Source organism: Sorangium sp. So ce131 (genome assembly GCF_051519095.1).
Classification (GTDB): Bacteria; Myxococcota_A; Polyangia; order Polyangiales; family Polyangiaceae; genus Sorangium.
This window is the reverse complement of sequence record NZ_CP150455.1, coordinates 11694099-11718242: the sequence shown is the minus strand read 5'-3', so window position 1 is coordinate 11718242 and position 24144 is coordinate 11694099. Positions and strand designations below refer to the sequence as shown.

Genomic DNA, 24144 nt, shown 5'->3' with positions numbered 1-24144 from the left:
CGCAGGCGCGCGTGGCGCGTCGCTCAGCCGGGCGGCGCCTCGCCGCCGGCGCCCCGGGACAGCCCGAGCTCGTGGAGCAGCGCGCGCAGCTTCTCGGGCCCGCGCCTCGGATCGGCGAGCTTGAAGAGCGCGTACCGCTCCTCGTCGGTCAGCCGGCCGAGCGCGCCGTCGTCGGGCGTGCCGTCCGGGCCGAGCCGGTCGCGCAGCCGCGCGCCCACCACCTCCGCGGCCCAGTCGCCGCGCGCGGGCGCGTCGGCGAGCGGGGCGAGGGCGACGCCGGCGCGGTCCGCGAAGCCGCGGAGCACCTCGGCGTACACCGCGACGTCCTCGTCCGTATCGGCCGGCAGGTGGCACAGCGCGAGCCGCTCGGCGCGCGACAGCGCCTGCCACCCCGCGAGCGAGAGCTTGAGCCCGGCGAGATCCAGCTTGCGCCGCGCGGCCAGCGGCACGAGGTCGAGCGCGGCGTGCACGTCGCCCTCGAGCGCGAAGCGCCTGTACATGCCCCCGGTATAGCCGCGCGCCGGCGGGGACGCGAGCCGGGCCGCGCGCCGAGGTTGCGCCTGGGACGCGCGGCGCCGTTGCGTTAGCCTGGCGCCGTGCGCCGCTCCGGGCTCCTCGTCACGCCGACCGCGCTGCTCGCGTCCGCGCTCCTCGCGGGCGAGCCCGGCGTCGCGCGCGGCCAGGAGGCGCCGGGCGCGCCGCCGAGCGCGCCGTCGGCTCCGGTGCGGCTCGATCGCGTCGTGGTGCGCTGGCACGCGCCGGAGACGGGCGGCGTGCGCCGCCCGCAGTTCATCTTCGAGCGCGAGCTCGCCTTCGAGGCGCGCGTCGAGGCGCTCGCGGATCCCGACGCCGAGCCGGGGCTCTACCGCGATCGGCACATCCGCGCCGCGCTCGACCATCACATCGCCGAGACGCTGCTCGCCAGCCTTCCGATCTCGCCCGCGCCCACGTCCACCGAGGTGGCGCAGCGGGCCGAGGCGGCCCGGATCTCGCTGGAGCAGCGCGCGCGCGGCCGCGCGCGCCTCCTCGCCGCGGCGGCCGCGGAGGGGATCAGCTCCGATGAGCTCGACGCACTCCTGCGCCGCCAGGCGCGCGCGAGCCTGTACCTCGACCGCATGGTCACGCCGATGCTCGAGCCCAGCGACTTCGAGCTCAGGCTCGTCCTGCGCTCGGGCGCCACGCCGTTCAAGGGGCAGCGGTACGAGGACGTCGCCCCCGCGCTGAAGCGCTGGTACGTGGGGCAGCGGCTCTCCCAGGCGCTCATCACGTACTACCAGAACGCGCGCGCTCGGGTGACCCTGACCATCCTGCCCGCGGAGTGAGCACACGCGCGCGCCCGAGAGCAGCGGCGCGCGCGCGCCCGAGAGCAGCGGCGCGCGCGCGCCCGAGAGCAGCGGCGCGCGCGCGCCCGAGAGCAGCGGCGCGCGCGCGCCCGAGAGACGCCAGCTCCGGAAGACAGGGCAAACGCCATGAGCGCCGCGCGACGCTGCGCCGCCACATCACCAAGGCGCCCTCTGCGGCGCCGGCACTTCGGTCAGCCGCTTCGGTCAGCCCAGCCTGACCTGAATGAAACGACTGGCACATTCTGACTCTTGATATCGAAGGACGACTACGCAATACTGCAGCGTTGCCTGGTGTTCATTCCAGGCGACTTGGAGCGCGGGCGCTCCCGCGGTGTCGCGCGGGAGGGGGGTCCAGTGCGCCGTATCCGGATGGGTTGATCGCCGGGGTCACATGCCGGCGCTCGGCGTTGGAGGACGCGTTTCAACGGCAAGGGGAGAGAGCACGGGGCGCTGCCTCGTGGGCCGCTCGGAGGCGCGCGCGCGCCCGGCCGGCGCGCGGCGGCCCAGGCGCGTCGGGCTGCCAGCGGCGTCGCGCGCGGCCTTCGCCACAGGATGATCCCGGATCGCCGGTAATCCGAGGGAGCCCTCCCGAGGAGGTCCGAGCGGAGCAGCTCAGCGCGCTGCCGGCGACCGTGTGCGCCCATCGGCGGCGCGCGGGCGGCGAGGTCTCGACGCGACCCCGCTCTGCAGAGGACACGAACCACAAGCCCGGCCGCGCCCGGAGCGCTCGAGCTCCTCCGTGCAGCGGCCGCGCCGCTCCGGCCCCGGAGCAGACGGGTACGAGAGAGTGCGCTCGTCCCGCGGCGGCACCGACGACAGGCATCGTGAACAGACCTCGCAAGGAGTTATTCACATGGACACTGAAGGACGTTCGTTCAATCGACGGCATCTATTGCGGGGAATCGGCGGCGCCGTGACGCTCACCGCGGTCGCGCCCGCGGCGCTGCGCAGCTCGTCCGCCAGCGCGACCACAGAGGCCGTGCTCGCCGCCGGCCTGCCCGAGGTCGTGGGCATGTACTCGGAGCGGGTCGAGGACGTCTTCGCGCGCGTGCAGCGCCGCGTGAACGACGGCCTCTTCCCCGGCGCCACCGCGCTCGTCGCGCGGCGGGGCGTCGTCGTGGGGCACCGCGCGTTCGGCAACAAGGTCGCCGGCTGCACCGATCCGGTCACGCTCGACACGATGTTCGATGTCCTGTCCATCACGAAGGTGCTGGCGACCGCGGCCTCGGTCCTGGTGCTCGCGCAGCAGGGGAAGCTCGAGCTCTCGGACAAGGTCGCGTCCTACCTGCCGCACTTCGCCGCGAACGGGAAGGCCGGCGTCACCGTCCTCGACATGCTCCGGTACACGGCGGGGCTCCCCGTGGACAACCCGCCGCCCGAGGACGCGAGCGCCGACAAGGCTTGGCGGCTCATGGCCGAGACGCCGCTCGAGTACACGCCGGGCACCTCCGTGCTCTACAGCGATCTCACCTACCGCCTGCTGGGCCGGCTCGTCGAGGCCGTCTCCGGCGCCGACCTCCACAGCTTCGCGCAAGCCCACGTCTGGGGGCCGCTCGGCATGCACGACACGATGTACACCCCGCCGGCGTCGCTCGCGCCGCGCGTCGCGGCGACCGGCCACTCGAGCCGCCGCGGCCGCCTCGTGCGCGGCGAGGTGCAGGACGAGCACGACTTCGATCTCGGCGGCGTCACGGGCTGCGACGGCGTGTTCTCGACGGCCATGGACATCGCGATCTTCTGCCAGATGATCCTGAACCGGGGCAGCTACGGCGGCGCGCGGGTGCTCTCGCCCGGGTCCGTCTCCAAGATGGTGCAGAACCAGACTCCTCAGATCTCCGCCGCGGCGACGGACACCTCGCCCCTCAACAACCTGCTGCTCGCGCCGAAGGGGCTCGGCTGGGAGATGTGGACGCCGCGCTTCTCGCACGGCGGAATGCGGCTGTCGCCCGGATCCTTCGGCAAGGCGGGCGGGACCGGCACGTTCGTGTGGATCGACCCGGCGCGTGAGCTCTTCGGCGTCCTCTTGACGAACCACGGGCTGCCGGATCCGCTCGACGAGCCCGGCTGGAACCGCATGCTCGACAGCATCGGCGTCGTGGAGTTCTTCGACGGCGTGGTGGGCGCGGTCGCCGACGATTGCTGAGCGCCCAGCGAGGGCGCCGGCGGTCACGGCGCGGCACCAACGTGCTTTGCACCTCCGCGAGCGTGCCTTTCCCCGGGCGCCCGGCCTCGCCGCGGCGAGGCACATGCGGTGTGCCGCCGAGCAGCCGCGTAACGCGTTTCCTGGACCAAGACGCGTCCACCTGCGTTGCTGCGCAGTCGAGATTCACCCGTTCAGATACCGCGCCGAGCGTTGCGCTGTTGTGACGCGATGCGTCGTCGCGCAGACCGTGCCGGGAGCACGTCGAACGTCCACCTCCGGCGGCGGAGCCGCGAGGCGCGCCGGGGCGCGGCGCGCTGGGGAGACCGCGCGCTTCAATGGAGCTCGTGCGCGCGAGGCGCGAGGTCGCGCCATGCGCTCTCCTGGACGAGGGCGGACACCGCGCCGATACCGTGCTCGGACGTGGACTGAAAAACAGAGTTCGGGGTCCCGAAACAGTTCGCCCCGGCGCCTGCTGGGTTTCCTCCGCGGCCGAGTGCGCGCGCATTCCCGCGAGGCGCCGCGCCGTTCCAGGCGCGATGGGGACCTCTCGAGTCCCAGCCACGCCGCGCCGCGCGCCCCACTCTCGGCGATGCGCGGCGGGCATGCGGATTCTTGTGGCAGCACTTCACCTGCACGAGCTGGTTTTGGCGCGTCGCGTCAAGACGGGCGCCACCCCTGGCCCGGAGGCGAAGACTGATGCCAAAATTCGCGGCGATCGCGAGCAATTTCATCTACTTAACAATGACGCACCGCAGAAGGCAACAATCTTCTGTGGGTGCTTCGGAGACCTTTGACATGAACAGAACGTTCCTGTTAACTGTGCCCCCCGCAAGCCGGGCGTGTGTGGCGGCGGGAGGCTCTTCCCCACAGAGCCGTCCTTAGATTCTCTTTGCCGCTGCCGTAAAAGCGCGCTCGGCCCTCTAGCCAAGTCACCCCACCTCTAAAGAAGCACTCCAGCACATTTGGATAGGAGCGTCGTTCGATGACATCACTTAAGAGAGACAGGTCGTCGGTTCCCAGCAAGCGACTCGCGGGTCGGCGCGCCGCAGTCCGAGCCCTCGGACTGGTATCCGTCTCCGCCTTCTGCCTCACGGCGGCGCCGAAGTCCGCGCACGCCGTGGGAAGCGAGAACTTCGAGTGGCACTGGTACTCCCGCCTCGGCATGGCGTGGTCGGTCTACGGGCAGAGCGTCCAGGGGGCGTCGATGAACCTGCTCGGGTTCGGCATCGGCGGCCGCTACGAAGAGGGCGACTACTCCGAGCCGTCGTTCGTCGCGCACGTGGTGAAGGGCGCGACGCCGAACGACTTCTTCGTGAAGTCCGAGATGACCTTCGCCATCTGGCCGACGCACGGCTCCTTCATGCAGCCGTCGTCGAACGGCGGCGACACCATCGAGGTCGAGTTCAACCAGGCCTACATCGAGGCCGGCAACTTCCTCGTCCCCGGCCTCAGCGTCTGGGGCGGCGCGCGGTTCTTCCGCGAGCAGTACGCGCCCATCGGCGACTACTTCTACCTCGACGACCTCAGCGGCCAGGGCGGCGGCATCAAGTACGAGAACCTGAACCTCGCCATCATCGGGCACACGTGCTGCAAGCCGAGGTATGACGGGGCCGTGCAGACGGCGGCCCCCGGCTACGTCTTCGCCGCCGACCCGGCCAACCCGGACACGGGCACGGCCGAGGTCCGGAGGAACCGGACGATCTTCGCGGGCAACTACAAGTTCGAGTTCGGGGGCGAGGCCAAGCACCACGTCAAGGTGCACGGCGAGTTCCACCACCTCCCGGCCGCGAAGCAGGGGCCGGACCTCGAGGAGCGCGCTCCGGGCGACATCGGCGGCGTCATCGGCGCGAAGCTCCACCTCGGGCTCGGCCAGGGCAACTGGAGCGACACGGCCGTGCGCTTCGGCACCGGCATCGCCAACGGCGCCATGGGCGGCGGGAAGACGTACGCGACCTGGGGCGCCCCGAACGACGAGGGCACCTACGCGGGCTCGTTCGCCGTCGAGGCCGTCGAGCACGTCGGCTTCCGGATCGGCGACGTCGCCGCCCTGGAAGGCCTCGCCACGTTCCACTACGCGAAGGCCGCGTACGAGGCCGAGGGCGCCGCCGTCCCCACGAGCGTCGAGAACGCGATGGACTTCTCGGTCCAGGCGAACGCGGCGATCTTCGCGCACAAGAACTTCCACCCCGTCGTCGAGGCCTCGTTCCAGGGCCTGAAGGCCGGCGAGGGCGAGCTGGCGACCGCGGTCAAGGTCTCCGTCGTCCCGACCCTCGTGCCGACCGGCGAGCTGAGCACCGGCGCGCGGCCGCACTTCAAGCTTATCTACACCGCGGCCTTCTACAACGACGTGGCGAAGAACGCCCAGCTGTCCGGGTACCTCCAGAGGACCGGCTCCGGCTCGAACGTCGGCCACTACATCGGCGCGCGCACCGACTGGTACTTCTAGACCGACGCGGCGATCCGGTCCGCCGCTCCCCTCCGCTTCAACCAAGGCCAGCGCACCCCGGCGCCGCGATCGCGGCGCCGGCGGGGCGCGCCGTCACGCCGTGTCGCTGCGCGACTCGCTCGCGATCTCCTGCGAGGCTGGCCCCGCCTCCTCGTCGGACGTCGCCGGCGTCTCCGCGTAGTGGCTCGCGAACGAGCGCGCCGCGCGCCGCGTCTTCAGGAACTCCGCGAACGCCGTCAGCGTGTCGAGATCCCGCGGGCCGAGCGCCTCGGCGATGTCCCGGAGGTTCTTGCGCAGGCTCTCCACGCTCTTGCCGCGGCGAGGCTCCCGCACCTCCTCGCGCTCGCGCTCGCGCGGCGGCGGCTCGACGGCGGGCGCCGCCGCCGGCGTCTCCGGGCGCGCCGGCACCTCCGGCACCCACAGCGGCCGGGGGACCGGGTTCAGCGCGTGCGCGCTCAGCCACGCCTCCATGAAGATCCGCAGCCGCTCGCTCCGGAAGGCGAACCAGCGCTCCCGCTCCGGCCCGTAGGACATCAACACGTCTTTGAAGCGCCGGAACGCGCCCTTGCCGTCGATCGCCTGGCTGAGCTTCGCCTGGAGCTCCATGTCTTCCACCATAGGGATGTAGCGCTCCATCCACCGGTACTGCTCGCGCGAGCTCACGGGATCGATCCGGAGGTAGTTGGCATCGGCCGCGATCCGGGCGTGCATCTGCGGGTCGGCCACGCCATCTACCACACGCAGCACGTCGCCCGTGCCGAGGTGCAGGTACGAGTGCACCTCTGGGGCGTTGTTCTCGAAGGCGTCCTCCAGCGCCTCCCAGTCGATCGGGATGTCGCGAACGGCCGTCCCGCCGGCTGAAGCATTCTCGGTAGTCGGCATGTCCTCCTCGTCTCCATCGAAAGCAGCGAGGCGGCGGTGGGCTGGCCGCACGCCTCGGTTCAAGTGCACCAAGTTTGAACGGAATTGCGCCGTCGTCATAGGACTCTACGCTGGTTGGGGACTTTTGGGCCTAACTCTCGCAACCTAGGGTTGATTCCGTGATCCGGAAGCCCGTTCGGCCGCCGCGCAGCCCTCGGCCCGCCCCGCGCGCGGGCAGGCCGGCGGCCGCGCGGAGCGACCTTCCGGAGACCGCGGCTCAAGCGGAAAACACGTTGGAAATTCAGAGGAATCAGCGCGTTCTCACCGGCGCTCCGAGCGCGTCCGGGCGACGGCGTCCGCCCAGCGGCGCCGGTGGGCGGACCGCTCCGCGTCGCTCATCGCGACCTGGAAGGTCTGCCCGACACGGGACATGCGGGACGACTCCTCCTTCGTACGGAACAGCCCGGCCCCGACGCCGGCGAGCATTGCCGCGCCGCGGGCGGTTGTCTCCAGGTCCGCGGGCCGCTCGATAGCGACGTTCGCCACATCCGCCTGGAACTGCATGAGCAGGTCGTTCGCCGCGGCGCCGCCGTCCACGCGCATGCGGCGCAGCGGGTGGCCCAGGTCGTCGGCCATGGCCTCCACGAGATCCGTCACCGAGAGCGCAATCCCCTCGAGCGTCGCCCGGGCGAGGTGCGCCGCGGTCGTGCCGCGGGTGACGCCCGAGATCAGCCCGCGCGCGTCCGGGTCCCAGTAGGGCGCGCCGAGGCCGGAGAGCGCGGGGACGAACGTGACGCCCTCGCTCGACGGCACGCTGCGGGCGAGCGCCTCGATCTCCGCCGCGCTCTTGATCAGGCCGAGCCCGTCCCGGAGCCACTGCACCGCTGCGCCCGCGATAAAGGCGCTCCCCTCGAGCACAAAGACCACCTCCGAGCCGATCTGCCAGCCCACGGAGGTGAGCAGGCCGTAGCGGCTCCGGATCGGGCGATCGCCGATGTTGGCGAGCGCGAACGCGCCGGTGCCATACGTGCACTTGGCGTCGCCCGTCGCGAAGCAGGCCTGGCCGAAGAGCGCGGCCTGCTGGTCGCCCGCGATGCCGGCGATCGGGATGCCGTCGGGCAGGTGGGGGAAGCGGCGAGTCGCCGCGATGCGGCCCGCGGAGGCGACGATCTCCGGCAGGACGGGGCGCGGGATCTGGAGCAGCGAGAGCATCGCGTCGTCCCAGCCGAGCGTGCCGAGGCGCATGAGCAGCGTGCGCGACGCGTTGGTGACGTCGGTCGCGTGCACCGGCGCGCCGCCGGCCGCGTCGCCCGAGAGGCGCCACACGAGGAAGCTGTCGACCGTGCCGAAGCACAGCTCGCCGCGCTCGGCGCGCGCGCGCGCGCCCGGCACGTGGTCGAGGATCCACGCGAGCTTCGTGCCGCTGAAGTACGGATCGAGCACGAGCCCGGTCGTCTCCTCGACCGCCTGCTCGTGCCCCGCGGCGCGCAGCTCGGCGCAGCGCGCCGCGGTCCGGCGGTCCTGCCACACGATCGCCCGGTGGATCGGTCGGCCCGTCGCGCGCTCCCACACGATCGTCGTCTCGCGCTGGTTCGTGATGCCGATCGCCTTGATCGCGTCGCCGCCCACCGAGGCCGCGTTGAGGGTCTCGCGCACGGCGTCCTGAACGCTCTGCCAGATCTCCTCCGGGTCGTGCTCGACGAGGCCGGGCTCCGGGAAATGCTGGCGGAACTCGCGCGTGGCGCGGCCCAGCGTCGCGCCCGCCGTGTCCATGAGGAGGGTTGTTGTGCCGGTGGTGCCCTGATCGATGGCGAGGAGGTACGCGGAGTCCATGCGGCCGACTAACGCGGCGGCCCGGGCGCGCAAAGCCGAACCAGGCAGCGCGCCCACATGGCTGCCCGGATCCGGATGCCTGATATTATGTTCAGTATAGACCGAGGTGACGGCCGGGGCGCAGACCGGCCCGGCCGTGCGCCTGCTGCAGAAGGAGGAAGCTGCCGGTGGGGCGCGCGGCGCCGCGCCGAGCGCGCTGGACCGCTGCCGCTCCATGACCCCGGCCGGAAAGATTGTCGGGCCGTGCCGGGCTGGGTAATCTCCCAGAACCGATGGCCCGCCTCATCCTGCAGACCGCCGAGGGCCAGCAGGCGATCGAGCTCCGGCCCGTGAACTCGCTGGGGCGCCACCCGAACAACTCCATCCAGCTGCTCGACAAGATCGTCTCGAAGGAGCACTGCATCATCGAGCAGCGGGGCGACCACTTCGTCCTGCGCGATCTCGGGAGCCTGAACGGCACGTTCATCAACAGCGAGCGTGTCCGGGGCGAAGCGCCGCTGCGGCACGGGGACGAGATCGCGCTGGGATCCACGCGCGGCCGCTTCGACGATCCGGGCGCCGCGGCCGTGCCGGCGCCGGTCCCGGGCTGGCCCCCCATGGTGAACCCGCCTGTCGCGCAGCAGGCGCCGGTGGTGCACGGGTACCCGGCGCCGCAGCAGCCCCCGTACCCGCGCTCGCAGCACCCTGGGCCGCTCCCGGGCACGCCGGCGCCGCCGCCCGCGGGCCCGACGCGGCAGCCGCCGCCGCCGGTCGTGCCGCCGCCGCCGCTCGCCGCCGGCCCGGGCGGGACCGCGCCGCTGCCGGGGCGCCCGGGCGCGCACGGCGGCTCGTACGTCGCGCAGGGCACGCGCATCGACGTGAACGATCAGGCCCGGCAGATCGGGACGCAGATCGCCGCGGTCGACAAGGGGTTCCTGGCGTTCGATCGCATCGCGAACGACATGAACCAGCTGCGCGCCGACTATGAGCGGCTGCGCCTGTCGCACGAGCTGTCCCGCGAGATCGCCGCCGAGCGCGACACGACGAAGCTGCTCGAGAAGATCCTGACGAGCGTCTTCAAGTTCATCCGCGCCGACCGCGGCGTGATCTTCCTGCGCAACGACGGCGGCGAGCTCACGCCGCAGGCGATGCAGCGGCGCGACGGCACGACCGCGCCGATCAGCGTGTCCTCGACGATCCTGAACCACGTCGTGCAGGAGCGCGCCGCGGTGCTGACCCACGACGCGGCGATGGACTTCGCGGCGTCGAAGGGCAAGAGCATGATCCTGAACCGGATCAGCTCGGCCATCGTCGCGCCGCTCGTCGCCCCGCTGCAGCACAACAACGAGGTGCTCGGGGTGCTCTGGCTCGACTCGGAGACGCTCGCGCAGTTCCAGCCCAAGGACCTCGAGCTCGTGACCGCGATCGCCTACCAGGCGGCGATGTTCATCGAGATCAACATCCTCGGGAAGAAGATCGAGAACGAGATCGTGACGCGCGAGCAGCTGCGCCGGCTGCTCTCGCCGAACATCGCCGAGCGCGTCCTGAGCGGCCAGCTCGAGGTGAAGCAGGGCGGTCAGCTCGTCGAGGAGTGCACGGTCTTCAACAGCGACATCCGCGGGTTCACCCGGATGAGCGAGGACAAGAAGCCGGAAGAGCTCGTCGACATGCTGAACAAGTACTTCGAGCGGATGGTCGACACGATCTTCCAGTTCGAGGGCACGCTCGACAAGTTCATGGGCGACGGGATCATGGCGCTCTGGGGCGCGCCGGTCACCCACCGCGACGACGCGGTCCGCAGCGTGGAGTGCGCGCTGAAGATGGGCGAGGTGCTCGGCGAGTTCAACCGCGAGCGGCTCCTGATGGGGGAGCTCCCGCTCGCGGTCGGCGTCGGGATCCACACCGGGCCGCTCGTCGCCGGGTACATCGGGAGCTCGAAGGCGCTCAGCTACACGGTGATCGGCGACGTGGCGAACACGTCGGCGCGGCTCTGTTCGATCGCGCTCGCCGGTCAGATCGTGATCAGCGAGGCCACGTACGCGCAGCTCGGGGGCAAGTTCGAGACCGAGGAGCTCCAGCCCGCGCGGGTGAAGGGCAAGGAGAAGCCGCTCCGGGTGTTCAACGTGCTCCGGAGCCGGCCGGCGGCGCAGGTCCCGGCGAACGCCCCGTTCCACGCCGAGCCCACGAACGCCCGGCCTGAATGAGCCGAGCGCCGCGGCGCCCGGCCCCGCGCCGGCGCGCTGCGGCTCGTGAAGCGCGCGCGGAAGTGCGTGCGGTGCGTCAAAACACCGGCGTAGCCGTCCGCGCGCGGCGGCGTTAGGGTCCGCGCCGTGGCTGCTTCCATTCTACCCTTTGAGAAACCCGTCGCAGAGCTGATCGAGAAGGTGCGGGAGCTGCGCGCGCTCGCCGCCGCCGATCCGCGCTTCGAGCCGGAGCTCGCCCAGCTCGAGGACAACACCGGCCGGCTGGCGCGCGAGATCTTCGCCGGCCTCACGCCGATGCAGAAGGTCCTGCTGTCGCGCCACGCGAACCGGCCGTACACGCTCGACTACGTGAAGCGGCTCTTCACCGACTGGGTCGAGCTGAAGGGCGACCGGCGCTTCGCCGACGACTGCTCCATCGTCGGCGGGCTCGCGACCTACCACGGGCGGAGCGTGGTGGTGGTGGGCCACCAGAAGGGGCGCGGCGCGAAGGAGAACGTGAAGCGCAACTTCGGGATGCCGCACCCCGAGGGCTACCGGAAGGCGATCCGCCTCTACGAGATGGCGGACCGGTTCGGGCTGCCGATCCTCACGTTCATCGACACGATGGGGGCGTACCCGGGCATCGGCGCCGAGGAGCGCGGCCAGAGCGAGGCGATCGGCGCCGCGCTCGCGTCGATGGCGCGGGTCGGCGTGCCGATCGTGGCGACCGTCATCGGGGAGGGGGGCTCGGGCGGCGCGCTGGCGCTCGGCGTCGCCAACCGGGTGCTGGTGCTCGAGTTCAGCTGCTACTCCGTCATCTCACCGGAGGGCTGCGCGGCCATCCTCTGGAAGGACGGGTCCCGCGCGGACGAGGCGGCGGCGCGGCTCAAGATCACCGCGCCGGACCTCCTGCAGCTCGGGGTCGTCGACGCGATCGTCGAGGAGCCGACCGGCGGCGCGCACCAGGACCACGACGAGGCCGCGGTGCGGCTCGACAAGGCGCTCTGGGCGACGCTCACCTCGATGGACGCGCTCGGCCCGGAGGAGCTCGTCGACGACCGCTACCGTCGGTTCCGTAGCCTCGGCTCCTTCGTCGGCTGAGCTGCGGGCACCCGCTTCGGATACGGGCCCACCTCGGCGTTTTCGGTGCTCAGCGCACAGGAGTGCGCTTGCGCGCCGAAAACGCCGATCTGGGCCCGTCTCCTGTGCGGGTGACCGCAGCTCGGCGGCGGTCTTGCCAGGGGCGGGGGGGGAATCGCTCTGACGGCCCTCGTCTGCTGGGTGACGGGGCGGGGGCGCTGGGGCGGCGGGGCGGGGGCGCTCCCGCTGGCTCTTCCCGGGCGCCGGGGCTATACGGCTCGCGGATGGACTATGGCAAGGCGCTGCGGACGCTGGTGCTCGTGGGCGTCAGCGCCGTCGCCGTCGGCGCGGTCCTCTGGGTTCGGTCGAGGTTCAACGGGTCGGATCGCAGGGCGGCGCTCGGGGTCGTGCAGCAGTACCGGCCCGAGGGCGGGCGGAGCGTGCCGGAGGTGATCGGGGCGCGGCACCCGGGGAAAACGGCCGTCTGGGGGGCCGCCACCGAGTCGGGCTGCCTCCAGCACGTGCGCGTGCGCGCGACGATCGAGGGCGAGCCGCCGGCGCATTACGACTTCCTGGTCGACATCAACGGCCCCTCGATCCACCCGGGCAACCGCGGGGGCGAGGAGATCCTCGGCGAGATCGCCCGCGCGCCGGGCGCGTCCGCCGCGGCGCCGGGGGGGCCGTGAGCGTCCGCGTCGCGCTGGTGGGCTGCGGGCGCTGGGGGGAGAAGCTCCTGCGCGTGCTGTCGGAGAGCCCGCGCGCGCAGGTCGTGGCGGTGGCCGACCTCGACCGCAGCCGCCTCGCGCGGGCGCGCGCGCTCGCGCCGCGGGCGCGGCTCGTGCGCACGCTCGACGAGGCGCTCGCCGGGCGCGTGGACGCGGCGCTCATCGCGACGCCGGCGGCGAGCCACGCCGAGCTGGCGCTGCGCGCGCTCGAGGCCGGCGCGGACGTCTTCGTGGAGAAGCCGCTCGCCCTCTGCTCGGCGCACGCCGACCGCTGCGCCGCGCGCGCGGCGGCGCTCGGCCGCGTCGGCATGGTCGGGCACCTGCTCCGCTACCACCCCTCCGTGGTGCACCTCATCGCGCTCGCGCGCGAGCGGCTCCTCGGCGATCTCGTGAGCTTCAGCGCCGCCCGCCTCTCGACGGGCGGCCGCGGCGGCGGGGCCTCGTCGGCGCTCTGGACCCTCGGCCCGCACGATCTCTCGATCCTCTCGGCGCTCGATCCGAGCCCGCTCGCCGAGGCGCGGGCCCACGTCTCCCACGCCTCGCAGGGCGGCGAGCACGTCACGCTGGAGGCGCGCCTCGAGAGCGGCCTCGCCGCGCAGATCGAGCTCTGCTCGTCGAGCCCGACCAAGGAGCGGCGGCTGAGGCTCGCCGGCGCCGCACGCGTCGCGCTCTTCGACGACGTGCGCGCGCCCGATCGGCTGCTGGTGCTCGACGGGCGCGGCGCCGCGGCGGCCGCCCGCGCGGGGCTCGCGGGGATCGAGGAGGCGGGCGGCGACGCGCGCGCGCCGGCGGGGCGCGAGCTCCGGGTGCCGTGGCGCGAGCCGCTCTCGATCGAGATCGAGCACTTCCTCCGCTGCGTCGAGGACCGCGCGCCGCCGCTGACGCCGCTCGACGAGGGCGCCGCGGTCGTGCGCACCCTCGAGCGCGTCGAGGCGACGCTCGCCGCCGTCGCGCCGCGCGCCGTCGCGGCGGGATGACGGCGGCGAGGACGCCGGCCCTGCGGGCGCGCCGCCGGCCTGGGCCGCGCCGCTGCCCTTTGCACCGCCGGATCGGCGTGGTACGCCCGTCGGCCGGAAGAGGCACCATGGCGCAAGATCCGAGGACCACGCCCACTCAGGTCAAGGCGCCGCACGGCGCGCGGGTGATGGAGATTCACTGGGCCGACGGCCACCGCGGCGTGCTCCCGCACGAGATCGTGCGCGGGTACTGCCCGTGCGCGCACTGCCAGGGGCACGGCGGCACGATCAACTTCGTGCCCGGAGGGAACCTGGATCTCCGCGAGATCGAGCAGGTCGGCAACTACGCGCTCCAGTTCACGTGGGGCGACCGGCACGACTCGGGCATCTACACGTTCCGTTACCTGCGCTCGCTCTGCCAGTGCGACGAGTGCAAGCCGCAGTTCCAGCCGCCCAGGTCCAAGTGACCGCCCGCCGCGCCCGCCCGGCTCAAGCTGCTCCGCCGCGCCCGGCGCCCACGTCGCGCGCGGCGCAGGCCGACCGACGCCTCGACCCCTTCCAGATCGTCGACTCGTCCTTCGTCGCCGGCGCGGGCTCGCTCGCGTCGCTGCCCCCGCCGGTCAGCGCCGAGGTCGCGTTCGCGGGCCGCTCGAACGTCGGCAAGTCGAGCCTCATCAACACGCTCGTCGAGCGCAAGGGGCTCGTCCGGACGAGCTCGAACCCGGGGTCGACGCGGCAGATCAACCTCTACGAGGCGCGGGCGCGCGACGGCGCCGTGTTCCAGCTCGTGGACCTGCCGGGGTACGGCTTCACCCGGCGCTCGAAATCCGAGCAGGCGGCGTGGGCGGCGCTGATCGAGGGGTACCTGCGCGGGCGGGTCACGCTCGCCGCGGTGCTGCTCCTGGTCGACGCGCGGCGGGGGATCGAGGAGGACGACCTCGAGCTCATCCGCTTCGTCGAGGCGGCGCGCGGCGTCGCCCGGCGGCCCGTGGAGCTGCTGCTCGTGGCGACGAAGATCGACAAGGTGCAGCGCTCGTCCCTGCGGCGCGCGCTGGACCAGGTGGCCGCCGCGGCCCCGAGGACGGCGGCGGGCGCCCTCCGCCGCGTCGTCGGCTTCTCGTCGGTCACCGCAGAGGGCCGGCGCGACCTGTGGCTCGCGATCCGGCGCGCGACCGTGGGCGCGGCGCCGCCCGGCGGCGACGCGCCCTCGGAGGACAACACGCCCTCCGAGGACAACATGCCGGCCGACGACAACACGCCCTCCGAGGACGACGCGCCGCCCGAGGGCGGCTGAAGCACGGCGTCACGGGTGCGAGGATCGCGCAAAAACAGCGCGAAGCGCGCCGGATCGGGGCCAATGGGGGTATTGACCCGCCCTCTGACCCTCCATTAACGTGCGGCTCCTCCGGCTTCGCGGGGGAGTCAACAGAGCCGACGGTCGCGCTGTCCTCGTGGCACGCGGCTGCTTGCTAAGAAGCAGCCGATGTGAGCCACATTACACCTCACCGGCTGCCCCTACGATGCCCGACTACTTCGGCCAGGTCACGCACGTCCACACGTCGCTGACGCCGTTATGGTGGATCCCGCTCGTGCCGCTGCTCGGCGCGGCGGCGAACGCGCTGTTCGGCCGCGCGCTCCAGCGCAGCGCGTTCGGCCGCGGGCTGTCGCAGCGGCTCCACATCGGGAGCTTCGGCGTCACGCTCGTCGCCGTCGGGGCGATGCTCGTCGCCTTCCTGCTCGGGCTCGCGAGCTTCCTCCAGCTCGCCGCGCTCGAGCCGGGGGAGCGCGCTCTCTACAGCTTCGCCTGGCAGATGGTCCGCATCGGATCGCTCGACGTGAACTTCGCGTTCGTGATGGATCCGCTGAGCGGCCTCCTGACGCTGATCATCACCGGCGTCGGGACGCTCATCCACGTCTACGCCGCGTCGTACATGGAGGCGGAGCCGGCGTACTGGCGATTCTTCACGTACCTGAACCTCTTCGTCTTCGCCATGTTGCTCCTCGTCCTCGGGGACAACCTCGTTGTGATGTTCTTTGGCTGGGAGGGAGTCGGCCTCTGCAGCTATCTGCTCATCGGGTTCTGGTACAGGGACTACGAGAAGGCCTCTGCCGGCATGAAGGCCTTCGTCGTGAACCGCGTCGGCGACTTCGGCTTCCTGTGCGGCGTCGCGCTGCTCTTCTGGGGCCTCGGCGCCCGGTGGCTCGACGACGGCCGGTACATGTCCGACTACCGCGCGCGCTTCATCGCGGTGGCGGCCGATCCGCAGGGCGGCGCGGCCGAGGGCGGCGCCGCTGTGGCGCAGGGCGGCGCGGCCGGGGCGCAGGGCGGCGCCGCGGGCAAGGGCGCCGGGCGCAGGACGGCGCCGCTCGCCGCCGGCGCGAAGGGGTACCTCACGTTCACCGGCCACCCCGGCGCGCGTGTTTACCTCGGCGTCGCCGACGCCGCGCAGCTCGCCTCGAACCCGAGGGTGTTCGGCGTCGCGCCGTTCGTCCGCAAGGAGATCGACGCCGGGGCGCACTCGGTCGTGATCGTCCCGGGCGACGGCGCCGTGATCGCGGGCGACGGCAACGAGGTCGCCGCGATCGACCGCGTGCGGGTGGAGCCGGGCAAGGAGGTCGTGCTGGCGACCGTGGGCTCGACGGTCACCTTCCGCGAGATCCACGACCAGCTCGCGATCAAGGACGCGAGCGGCAAGGCGTTCCTCCGGGACGCGCTCGCGTCGAAGACGGTGTGGGGCGCCGGGCTGGTCACGCTGGCGTGCCTCTTCCTGTTCGTCGGCGCGGCCGGCAAGAGCGCGCAGATCCCGCTCCACGTCTGGCTGCCGGACGCGATGGCGGGCCCGACGCCGGTCTCCGCGTTGATCCACGCCGCCACCATGGTCACCGCCGGCGTCTACATGATCGCGCGGCTCAGCGCGCTCTTCGCGATGAGCCCGACCGCCAGCGGGATCGTCGCGCTGATCGGGGCCACGACCGCGCTCTTCGCGGCCACGATCGGCTTCTTCCAGCACGACCTCAAGAAGGTGCTCGCCTACAGCACGGTGAGCCAGCTCGGCTTCATGTTCATCGGGGTCGGCGTCGGGGCGTACTGGGCCGCCGTGTTCCACCTCCTGACCCACGCCTTCTTCAAGGCCTGCCTCTTCCTCGGCGCCGGCTCGGTCATCCACGGCATGCACGCCGTGGAGCACGGCGAGGCCGCGGCGCAGGACATGCGCAACATGGGCGGCCTCCGCCGCGTCATGCCGCGCACGGCGCGGACCTACCAGGTGGCGTGCCTCGCGATCACCGCCGCGCCCATCCCGTTCTTCGCCGGCTTCTGGTCCAAGGACGAGATCCTCTGGAAGGCGTTCGGCACCGGGAACACGGGCCCGATCCCGGGCCTGCTCGTCTACCTGATGGGCCTCGCGGCGGCGATCGGCACCTCGTTCTACATGTGGCGGAGCTACTACCTCACGTTCGAGGGGCCGCACGCGCGCAAAGAGATCGCGAAGGAGGTCCACGAGTCGCCGCCGGCCATCACGGGGGTGCTCGCGATCCTCGCGTTCTTCTCGGCGGTGTCGGGCGTCGCGCTCGGCTTCTCGAGCCACTTCGTCGGCGGGCACGGCGAGCCGCTGCTCGAGGCGTGGCTCGCGCCCGTGTTCGCCCGCGCCGACGTCTCGTTCGAGCGCCACGGGCTCGGGCTCGAGCTCGCGCTCATGGCGCTCTCGGTCGCCGGCGCGTTCGCCGCCTACTCGGCCGCCCGCGCCCGCTACGGCGCGCGGCGCGCCGCGAGCTGGGCGGAGGACGAGCGGCGGCTCCCCGGCTACCGGCTGCTCTCGAACCGGTACTACGTCGACGAGATCTACGCCGCGACGGTGGTGCGCGCGGTGATGGCGCTGCGCCTCTTCTTCGCCGACATCGACCGGTGGATCGTCGACGGCATCGTCAACGGCGTCGCGGTCCTCGCCCGGGCCGCGGCGTGGGTGACGGGCGCCATCGATCGCACCCTCGTCGACGGCGTCGTGAACCTCGTGGCCGAGGGCACGCTGAGCGCGGGGGAGCGGCTCCGCTCGCTCCAGACGGGGCGCATCCAGAGCTACCTCTATTTCCTCCTGGGCGGCGTCGCCCTGGTCAGCATCGTCCATTACTTCCGCCTCTTCTTCTGGTGAGCGGCGCCGTGGTCCTCTGCGCGGGGTACTGATGTCGAACCTCTCCAACCTGGGTCCTGGACGCGCCCTCGCGATCCCGGCTAGGTCCACCTCGATGAAGCTCCTCACCTGCTTGCTGGCCGCGCTCGCCGTCGTGCTCGGCGCGGCCTCACCCGCGCCGGCGCAGACGGCCGACGACGCCCGGACGCTCGAGCCGCGCGGCCGGATCGCGCTGCGCGCCGAGGCGCCCGGCGCGCCCGTCGAGCTCACCGCGGCGGGGCCGGGCGAGTACGCGGGCTCGTTCTCGATCGAGAACACCGGCGACGCGCCCGTGAAGGTGACGCGCGTGGCCGTGCGCACGTCGGAGGCCGACCCGCGCGTCCCGCCGGGCGTCAGCGCGGCGCTCGAGGGCGGCGGCGCCGCGGCGACCATCCCGCCCGGCGAGCGCCGCAAGGTCGAGGTCCGGTGGCGGGCGGCAACCGCGCGCGCGCGCGAGCTCTACGGCCACGTCGTCGTCGAGTCGGACGCGGCGGCGGCCGGCGCGGCCGGCCCGCTGGAGACGGCGCGGCCGCTGGCGATGGGCATCCACGCCGAGCGCGGGCGCGGCCTTGGCTTCGTCGGGGACCACCTCCTCTCGATCCTCACCTTCCTGCCGCTGCTCGGGGTGGTCGCGGTCTTCCTTGCGCACCTCCTGCGCTACCAGGACGACCGGAAGCTCCGGCTGCTCACCGTCGTGCTCATGGGCGTGAACCTCGTCCTGGCGGGGTGGCTCTACGCCGGCTTCGACCGGCGCTTCACCCCGATCGACGGGAACGACGGCTACCAGTTCATCGAGCACGGCGTCTGGATCCGCTCGCTCCACGTCGAGTACTTCGTCGGCGTCGACGGCGTGTCGATCTCGATGGTCCTCCTGACGGCGATCATCTCGTTCGTGGGCGCGCTCGCGAGCTACAGCGTCCACGATCAGCTGAAGGGCTACCTGGCCATGTACAACCTCCTCGTGACGGGGATGTACGGGGTCTTCATCGCCCTCGACCTGTTCCTCTTCTTCGTCTTCTGGGAGGTGATGCTCCTGCCGATGTACTTCCTCATCGGCATCTGGGGCGGGCCGCGGCGCGAGTACGCGGCGATCAAGTTCTTCCTCTACACGCTGGCGGGCAGCGTCTTCATGCTGCTCGCGTTCATCTGGTTCTACCTGAACGCGGGCGGCTCCTACCTGGTGGACGGCCAGGCGACCGCGCGCATCTTCTCGATCCCGGAGCTCTCGCGCGTCGCGTGGGCCGCAGAGGGGCTCACGATCCTCGGCGTCGCCGCGGTGAAGGTGGTCTGGATCTGGCTCTTCGTGGCGTTCGCCATCAAGATCCCGATGTTCCCGTTCCACACCTGGCTGCCGGACGCCCACGTGGAGGCGCCCACGGCGATCAGCGTGATCCTCGCGGGGGTGCTCCTCAAGATGGGCACCTACGGCATCCTCCGCATCAACTTCACCCTGCTGCCGGAGGCGACGCGGTGGGCCGCGCCGGCGATGGCGGCGTTCGGGGTGGTGAACATCCTCTACGGCGCCTTCTGCGCGATGGCGCAGAGCGACCTGAAGAAGCTCGTGGCCTACTCCTCGGTGAGCCACATGGGCTTCACCCTGCTCGCGCTCGGCGCGATGACGCCGCAGGGCATCCAGGCCTGCCTCGTCCAGATGTTCAACCACGGCCTGATCACCGGGATGCTCTTCACCCTGGTCGGCGTCGTGTACGACCGCGTGCACACCCGCGACATCGACAAGTTCGGCGGGCTCGCCTCGGAGATGCCGCTCTACACGGCGTTCGTGGGCTTCGCGTTCATGGCGTCGCTCGGCCTGCCCGGCCTGTCCGGCTTCTGGGGCGAGGCGATGACGTTCATCGGCGCCTTCCCGCGCTACCGCGCCCTCACGATCCTCGCCGCCATCGGCGTGATCCTCACCGCGGCCTACCACCTCTGGGCGCTCCAGCGGATGTTCCTCGGCAAGTTCCGCGAGTCGTGGCGCCAGAGCAAATACCTCGAGCCGTTCGGCGGGAAGTTCCCGGAGATCAGCCGGCGGGAGCTCGCGTCCATCGCCCCGCTCGCGGCGCTGATCCTCCTCCTCGGCTTCTGGCCGCGCCCGCTCCTCGGCCTCATCGACCGCGGGGCGCTCGAGGTGCACCGCCTCGTCGACAGGCCGGGGCCGTCTCAGGTCGCCGCCGCGGACGGCGCCGCGGCCGGCCGCGGCGTCCTCGCAAGCTCCAGATAAGCCGTGGAAACCCGCACCTTCGACAACCTCGCGAGCCTCTCGTACCTCGCGCCGGAGCTCGCGCTCGTCGCCGCCGCCCTCCTGCTCGTCGTGTGGGACCTCGCGTCGCCGGAGCGCCTCAAGGTGCCCGGCCTCGTGGCCATCAGCCTCGCGGCGCTCGGCTGCTCGGGCGGGCTCGGGGCGTACTTCTTGGCGAGCGACGCGGGGCCGTTCAACCTCTTCCACGGCCTGCTCGCGTTCGATCGCTTCTCGAACCTGTTCCGCGTGCTGCTCGCGGTCGTCACCGCGATCATCGTCCTCTTCTCGGTGCCCTCGAGGGCGCCGGGGATCGAGCCGGAGCTGCGGCGCGAGCCGGGCGAGTTCTTCACGCTGCTGCTCGTGCTCTCCCTGGGCATGAACCTCATGGCGGCGAGCCGCCACCTCCTGACCATCTACCTGTCGCTCGAGCTCGTCAGCGTCATCAGCTTCGTGCTGGCGGGCTTCAAGGTGAGCGACGCGAAGTCGAGCGAGGCGGCGCTCAAGTACGTGATCTTCGGCGGCGTGGCGTCGGGGATCATGCTCTACGGGATGAGCTTCCTCTTCGGCGCCACCGCGTCGATGCACCTCGGCGAGTGCGCGGCCCGCATCGCCGCGCTCACGGCGCAGGAGGGCAGGGTGCCCGAGGTCGTCTTCGTGGGCACGGCCTGCGTGCTCGCGGGCTTCGGCTACAAGATCAGCGCCGCCCCGTTCCACATGTGGACGCCGGACGTGTACGAGGGCGCGCCCACCCCGGTGACCGCGCTCCTGTCGGTCGGGCCGAAGGCGGCCGGCTTCGCGGTGCTGGTCCGCTTCTTCTCGGACGCGCTCGGGGCGCGCGGGATCGAGGGCGCGCCGCCCGGCGTCGAGACGCCGTGGCCGGTGCTCGCGGGCTGCCTCGCGATGGCGACGATGGCCGTCGGCAACCTCTCGGCGCTCGGGCAGGAGAACGTGAAGCGCATGCTCGCCTACTCGAGCATCGCGCACGCCGGCTACCTCTTGCTCGGCTTCTCCGTGTTCAGCGACGCCGGCGTCGCGGCGATCGTGTTTTACCTCGTCGCCTACTGCTTCATGAACCTCGGCGCGTTCCTCGTGGTGATGGCGGTGGCCGAGCGGCGCGGCGGCGACGAGACGCTCTCCGCCTTCCGGGGGCTCGGCCGCCGCGCGCCGCTCGTCGCGGCGGCGATGGCCGTGTTCCTGATCTCGCTCACCGGCCTGCCCCCGACGGCCGGGTTCGTCGGCAAGTTCTATCTCTTCTCGGCGCTGATCACCGCCGGGGGCACGTGGAGCTGGATCCTCGCGGTCGCCGGCGTGGTGAACAGCGTGATCTCTCTCTTCTATTACGCGCGCGTCCTCCGCGCGATGTACCTGGAGAAGGACGCGGCCGCCGATCCCGTGGCCGTGCGACCGCTGCTCGGCGCCGCGACGTGGGCGCTCGCGGTTCCGACCGTGCTGCTCGGCGTCTCCTGGGGGCCGGTCTACGATCTCGTCGCCCGCTCGCTGAGCATGGTGCGGTGAGGGCGTGCGGACACACGACGCGCGCTGAACACACGCTGAACGCGCGGAGGCGCGCGCTGAACACGCGCTGACCGGCGCGGGGAAGCGCGACCAAGCCGGCGCGTCCGACGCGCGTCCGGCGGCTGCGCGGCGTAGGCACTGCCTGCGATCCTTGCTAGGGTGCGCCGGCGTGGGCAGGACGCAGGACGCGAGATCCCCAGTGGAACGCTCTAGCCGGGGGGTTCGCCTCGTCCCGGGTGGCCTGGACATCGGCGGCAAGCTGGTGCCGCTCTACGCCGGCAGCCTGCATTACTGGCGGCTCGATCCGACGGACTGGCGCGCCTGCCTCGAGGCCACACGCGCGCTCGGCCTTCACCTGATCGACATCTACGTGCCCTGGGCCGTTCACGAGACGGGCCCGGGCCAGTTCGATTTCGGCGAGACCGACGCCCGCCGCGACGTCGGCGCCTTCCTCCGCCTCGCGCACGCGCTCGGGTTCTACGTCATCGTCCGTCCCGGCCCGCACATCAACGCGGAGCTCACCTGCTTCGGCATCCCCGAGCGCATCATCTGGGATCCGAGCTGCCAGGCCCGCTCGTCGCGCAACAACCCGGTCGTGCTCCCGATGCTGCCCTACGGCTTCCCGGTGCCGAGCTACGCGAGCAACGCGTTCCACGACGAGGTCGCGCGTTACTTCCACGCGCTCGCCCCGGTGCTGAGGCCGCACCTCTACCCGGACGGCCCGGTCGTGCTCCTCCAGGTCGACAACGAGGGCGCGCTCTACTTCCGCGACGGGGCGTACGACCAGGACTACCACCCCGACGCGATCGCCCTCTACCGCGACTTCCTGCGCGAGAAATACCGGACGATCGAGGCGCTCCAGCGCGCGTACGCGAAGAAGGCCGAGCCTCCGCCGGACGACGCCGCGGCCGCGGGCGAGGACCCCGCCGCGGCGCTCCTGCGCGCGGTGAGCCGCGAGCGCGCGGCCTCCGCGGAGGGCGACCTGCGGTTCGCGACGATCGAGCCGCCCGGCGCGTTCGACGCCGAGACGCCGGCCGAGCTCGCGCGCCACCTCGACTGGAGCGAGTTCCACGAGCACCTGCTCGAGGTCGCCATGGGCCGCTTCGCGAAGGCGCTCTCCGACGCTGGCATCGACGGGCTGCCCACGATGCACAATTTCCCGATGGGGCAGGAGGCGACGCCGCTCAACGCGGCCCGCATCTCGCGCGTCGTCGACCTCGTCGGCCTCGACTACTACAGCATCGCGAGCCCGAGCAGCCGCGAGATCATCGCGCGCCGCACGACCGAGCTCGCGGTGCGCTGCGACGCGCTCGGTCTGCCGCCGTTCGCGTGCGAGATGGGCGCCGGCTTCCCGCCGTTCTTCCCGGCGCTCGAGGAGCGCGACAGCGCGTTCGTGGTGATGGCGGCGCTCGCGTACGGGTTGCGCGGCTACAACATCTACATGGCGGTCGAGCGCGATCGCTGGATCGGCGCGCCGATCGATCCGCGCGGCCGCCCGCGCCCGTTCGCCGCCTTCTGGCGGAAGCTCTCCGCGGCGCTCGAGGCGACGCAGCTCCACACGCTGCGCCGCGCCGTCCCGGTGCGCATCGTCACGCCGCGCACCGAGCGCCGGCTCGCCCGGGTGATGCACGCGTTCGGCCCGGTCACCGGGGCGGCCTTCGCGGTCATGAACCTCGGCGCGCGCGACCGCTGCTTCGAGGACGATCTCGGGCTCGGCTACCCGCTCGCGGTGGAGCCCGACACCTTCGTGCGCGCGTTCGAGGAGGCGCTCGACGCGCGCGGCGTGCCCTACGCCCACGTGGGCGGCGAGGATTGCGACGTCTCGCTCGAGGGGGCGCGCTGGATCATCTGCGCCACCTCGGGCGGCCTGAGCCCGGCGCTGTTCGAGCGGCTCGAGGCGGCGGCGGCGCGCGGCACGTTGATCACGATCGGCCCGCGCGAGCCCACCTTCGACGGCGCCTTCCGCCCGCTCGCCGCGCCCTACGATCTGAGCCGGCTCCGCGCCCCCGACCAGCAGCTGCCGGCGCTGCTCCAGGACGACCCGGCCGCCGCGGACGCCGCGGTGTCGCGCGCGATCGACGCGCTCGGCCTGCCGGCCTTCGCGTGTGATCCGGACGGCGTGTTCGCGACGCTGCACGAGGACGCGTCCGGCGCGCCGCGCGTGCTCTTCCTGCTGAACCCGGGGGACGGGGACGTGGTGGCGCGCGTCACCGTGAGGGCGGCGCGCGCGACCGACCTGCTGGACGACACGCGCTTCGAGGCGCGGCGGGGCGCGCTGGAGGTGCGGCTCACGCCGCGCACCGTGCGGATGCTCGCGCTCGAGTAGCGGACGTCCCCGGCGCGCTCGGCGTCGCGGGAGAGCTTCGCATGCACGCACCGGCGCGGTTCAGCGAACGCCGACGTCAAGCCTACCGCGGCGGCGAGTTGCTGAAGCGCTCATCTCCCAATCACGGATTAACGGTGTTTGTCGGGTCGTCAAAGTAAAGGTGCGCGATGATCTGCGACGCCAAGTTTGCCAATCCGGGCGCGGTATCCTCGTCGTGTCCCGCAATGAAGAACTTGTATTCGGATTGCTCCTTTCTTGCGAGAGCGTCCTTGTCGGTGATGACTCTTCCCATCGTGTCCGAGTCGGGCAGCGACCGGCAGAATTCTTCCTTTTTGGGTACACTGGCGCC

16 protein-coding genes are annotated in these 24144 nt (G+C 72.1%); 13 read left to right on the top strand and 3 right to left on the bottom strand.

Annotated elements, in window-relative coordinates; genetic code table 11:
* Nucleotides 1-23 precede the first annotated feature (23 nt).
* The gene (locus WMF43_RS42560; RefSeq protein ID WP_437673767.1) at nt 24-500 is read right to left on the bottom strand and encodes a nitrate reductase associated protein; all 477 of its coding nucleotides are present in this window, start codon (nt 498-500) and stop codon (nt 24-26) included.
* A 96-nt stretch (nt 501-596) separates the two neighbouring features.
* Between WMF43_RS42560 and WMF43_RS42555 the strand changes: the two genes are divergently transcribed.
* The 3 genes from WMF43_RS42555 to WMF43_RS42545 all read left to right on the top strand — a co-directional run bounded on the left by WMF43_RS42555 (nt 597) and on the right by WMF43_RS42545 (nt 5932).
* Complete coding sequence (locus WMF43_RS42555; RefSeq protein WP_437673765.1) at nt 597-1322, top strand: hypothetical protein; 726 nt, start codon at nt 597-599, stop codon at nt 1320-1322.
* Between the two features lie 874 nt (nt 1323-2196).
* Nucleotides 2197-3486, top strand: coding sequence for a serine hydrolase domain-containing protein (locus WMF43_RS42550; protein WP_437673763.1), 1290 nt, complete (start codon nt 2197-2199; stop codon nt 3484-3486).
* A 1117-nt stretch (nt 3487-4603) separates the two neighbouring features.
* Nucleotides 4604-5932: a carbohydrate porin gene (locus tag WMF43_RS42545; protein ID WP_437673761.1), complete on the top strand. Its 1329-nt coding sequence runs from the start codon at nt 4604-4606 to the stop codon at nt 5930-5932.
* A gap of 93 nt (nt 5933-6025) precedes the next feature.
* Here the strand turns inward: WMF43_RS42545 and WMF43_RS42540 are convergent, their stop codons facing one another.
* Both WMF43_RS42540 and glpK read right to left on the bottom strand, forming a co-directional pair.
* A complete protein-coding gene (locus tag WMF43_RS42540; RefSeq protein ID WP_437673759.1) occupies nt 6026-6814 on the bottom strand; it encodes a UPF0158 family protein in 789 nt (262 codons plus the stop codon).
* A 300-nt stretch (nt 6815-7114) separates the two neighbouring features.
* Nucleotides 7115-8626 (bottom strand): glycerol kinase GlpK, encoded by a 1512-nt coding sequence (glpK, locus tag WMF43_RS42535; RefSeq protein ID WP_437673758.1) that lies wholly within the window; start codon nt 8624-8626, stop codon nt 7115-7117.
* Nucleotides 8627-8898: 272 nt separating this feature from the next.
* Between glpK and WMF43_RS42530 the strand changes: the two genes are divergently transcribed.
* The 10 genes from WMF43_RS42530 to WMF43_RS42485 all read left to right on the top strand — a co-directional run bounded on the left by WMF43_RS42530 (nt 8899) and on the right by WMF43_RS42485 (nt 23795).
* Nucleotides 8899-10809, top strand: a complete 1911-nt coding sequence (locus WMF43_RS42530) for an adenylate/guanylate cyclase domain-containing protein (RefSeq protein ID WP_437673756.1) — start codon at nt 8899-8901, stop codon at nt 10807-10809.
* A gap of 126 nt (nt 10810-10935) precedes the next feature.
* On the top strand, nt 10936-11889 hold the full coding sequence (locus WMF43_RS42525) for an acetyl-CoA carboxylase carboxyltransferase subunit alpha (protein WP_437673754.1): 954 nt from the start codon (nt 10936-10938) through the stop codon (nt 11887-11889).
* A gap of 263 nt (nt 11890-12152) precedes the next feature.
* Nucleotides 12153-12554: a hypothetical protein gene (locus WMF43_RS42520; protein WP_437673752.1), complete on the top strand. Its 402-nt coding sequence runs from the start codon at nt 12153-12155 to the stop codon at nt 12552-12554.
* Nucleotides 12551-13570 (top strand): Gfo/Idh/MocA family protein, encoded by a 1020-nt coding sequence (locus WMF43_RS42515; RefSeq protein WP_437673751.1) that lies wholly within the window; start codon nt 12551-12553, stop codon nt 13568-13570. The genes WMF43_RS42520 and WMF43_RS42515 overlap by 4 nt, the downstream gene beginning before the upstream one ends.
* Before the next feature lie 107 nt (nt 13571-13677).
* Nucleotides 13678-14016: a gamma-butyrobetaine hydroxylase-like domain-containing protein gene (locus tag WMF43_RS42510; protein ID WP_437673749.1), complete on the top strand. Its 339-nt coding sequence runs from the start codon at nt 13678-13680 to the stop codon at nt 14014-14016.
* Nucleotides 14013-14843: a ribosome biogenesis GTP-binding protein YihA/YsxC gene (gene yihA, locus WMF43_RS42505; RefSeq protein ID WP_437673747.1), complete on the top strand. Its 831-nt coding sequence runs from the start codon at nt 14013-14015 to the stop codon at nt 14841-14843. The genes WMF43_RS42510 and yihA overlap by 4 nt, the downstream gene beginning before the upstream one ends.
* Nucleotides 14844-15069: 226 nt before the next feature.
* Entirely contained in the window at nt 15070-17697 is a 2628-nt protein-coding gene (locus WMF43_RS42500; RefSeq protein ID WP_437673745.1) for an NADH-quinone oxidoreductase subunit L, read from the top strand.
* A gap of 31 nt (nt 17698-17728) precedes the next feature.
* Complete coding sequence (locus tag WMF43_RS42495) at nt 17729-19936, top strand: complex I subunit 4 family protein (RefSeq protein WP_437673743.1); 2208 nt, start codon at nt 17729-17731, stop codon at nt 19934-19936.
* 3 nt (nt 19937-19939) lie between these two features.
* The gene (locus WMF43_RS42490; protein WP_437673741.1) at nt 19940-21469 is read left to right on the top strand and encodes an NADH-quinone oxidoreductase subunit N; all 1530 of its coding nucleotides are present in this window, start codon (nt 19940-19942) and stop codon (nt 21467-21469) included.
* Between the two features lie 199 nt (nt 21470-21668).
* On the top strand, nt 21669-23795 hold the full coding sequence (locus WMF43_RS42485) for a beta-galactosidase (protein ID WP_437673739.1): 2127 nt from the start codon (nt 21669-21671) through the stop codon (nt 23793-23795).
* Nucleotides 23796-24144: the final 349 nt, after the last annotated feature.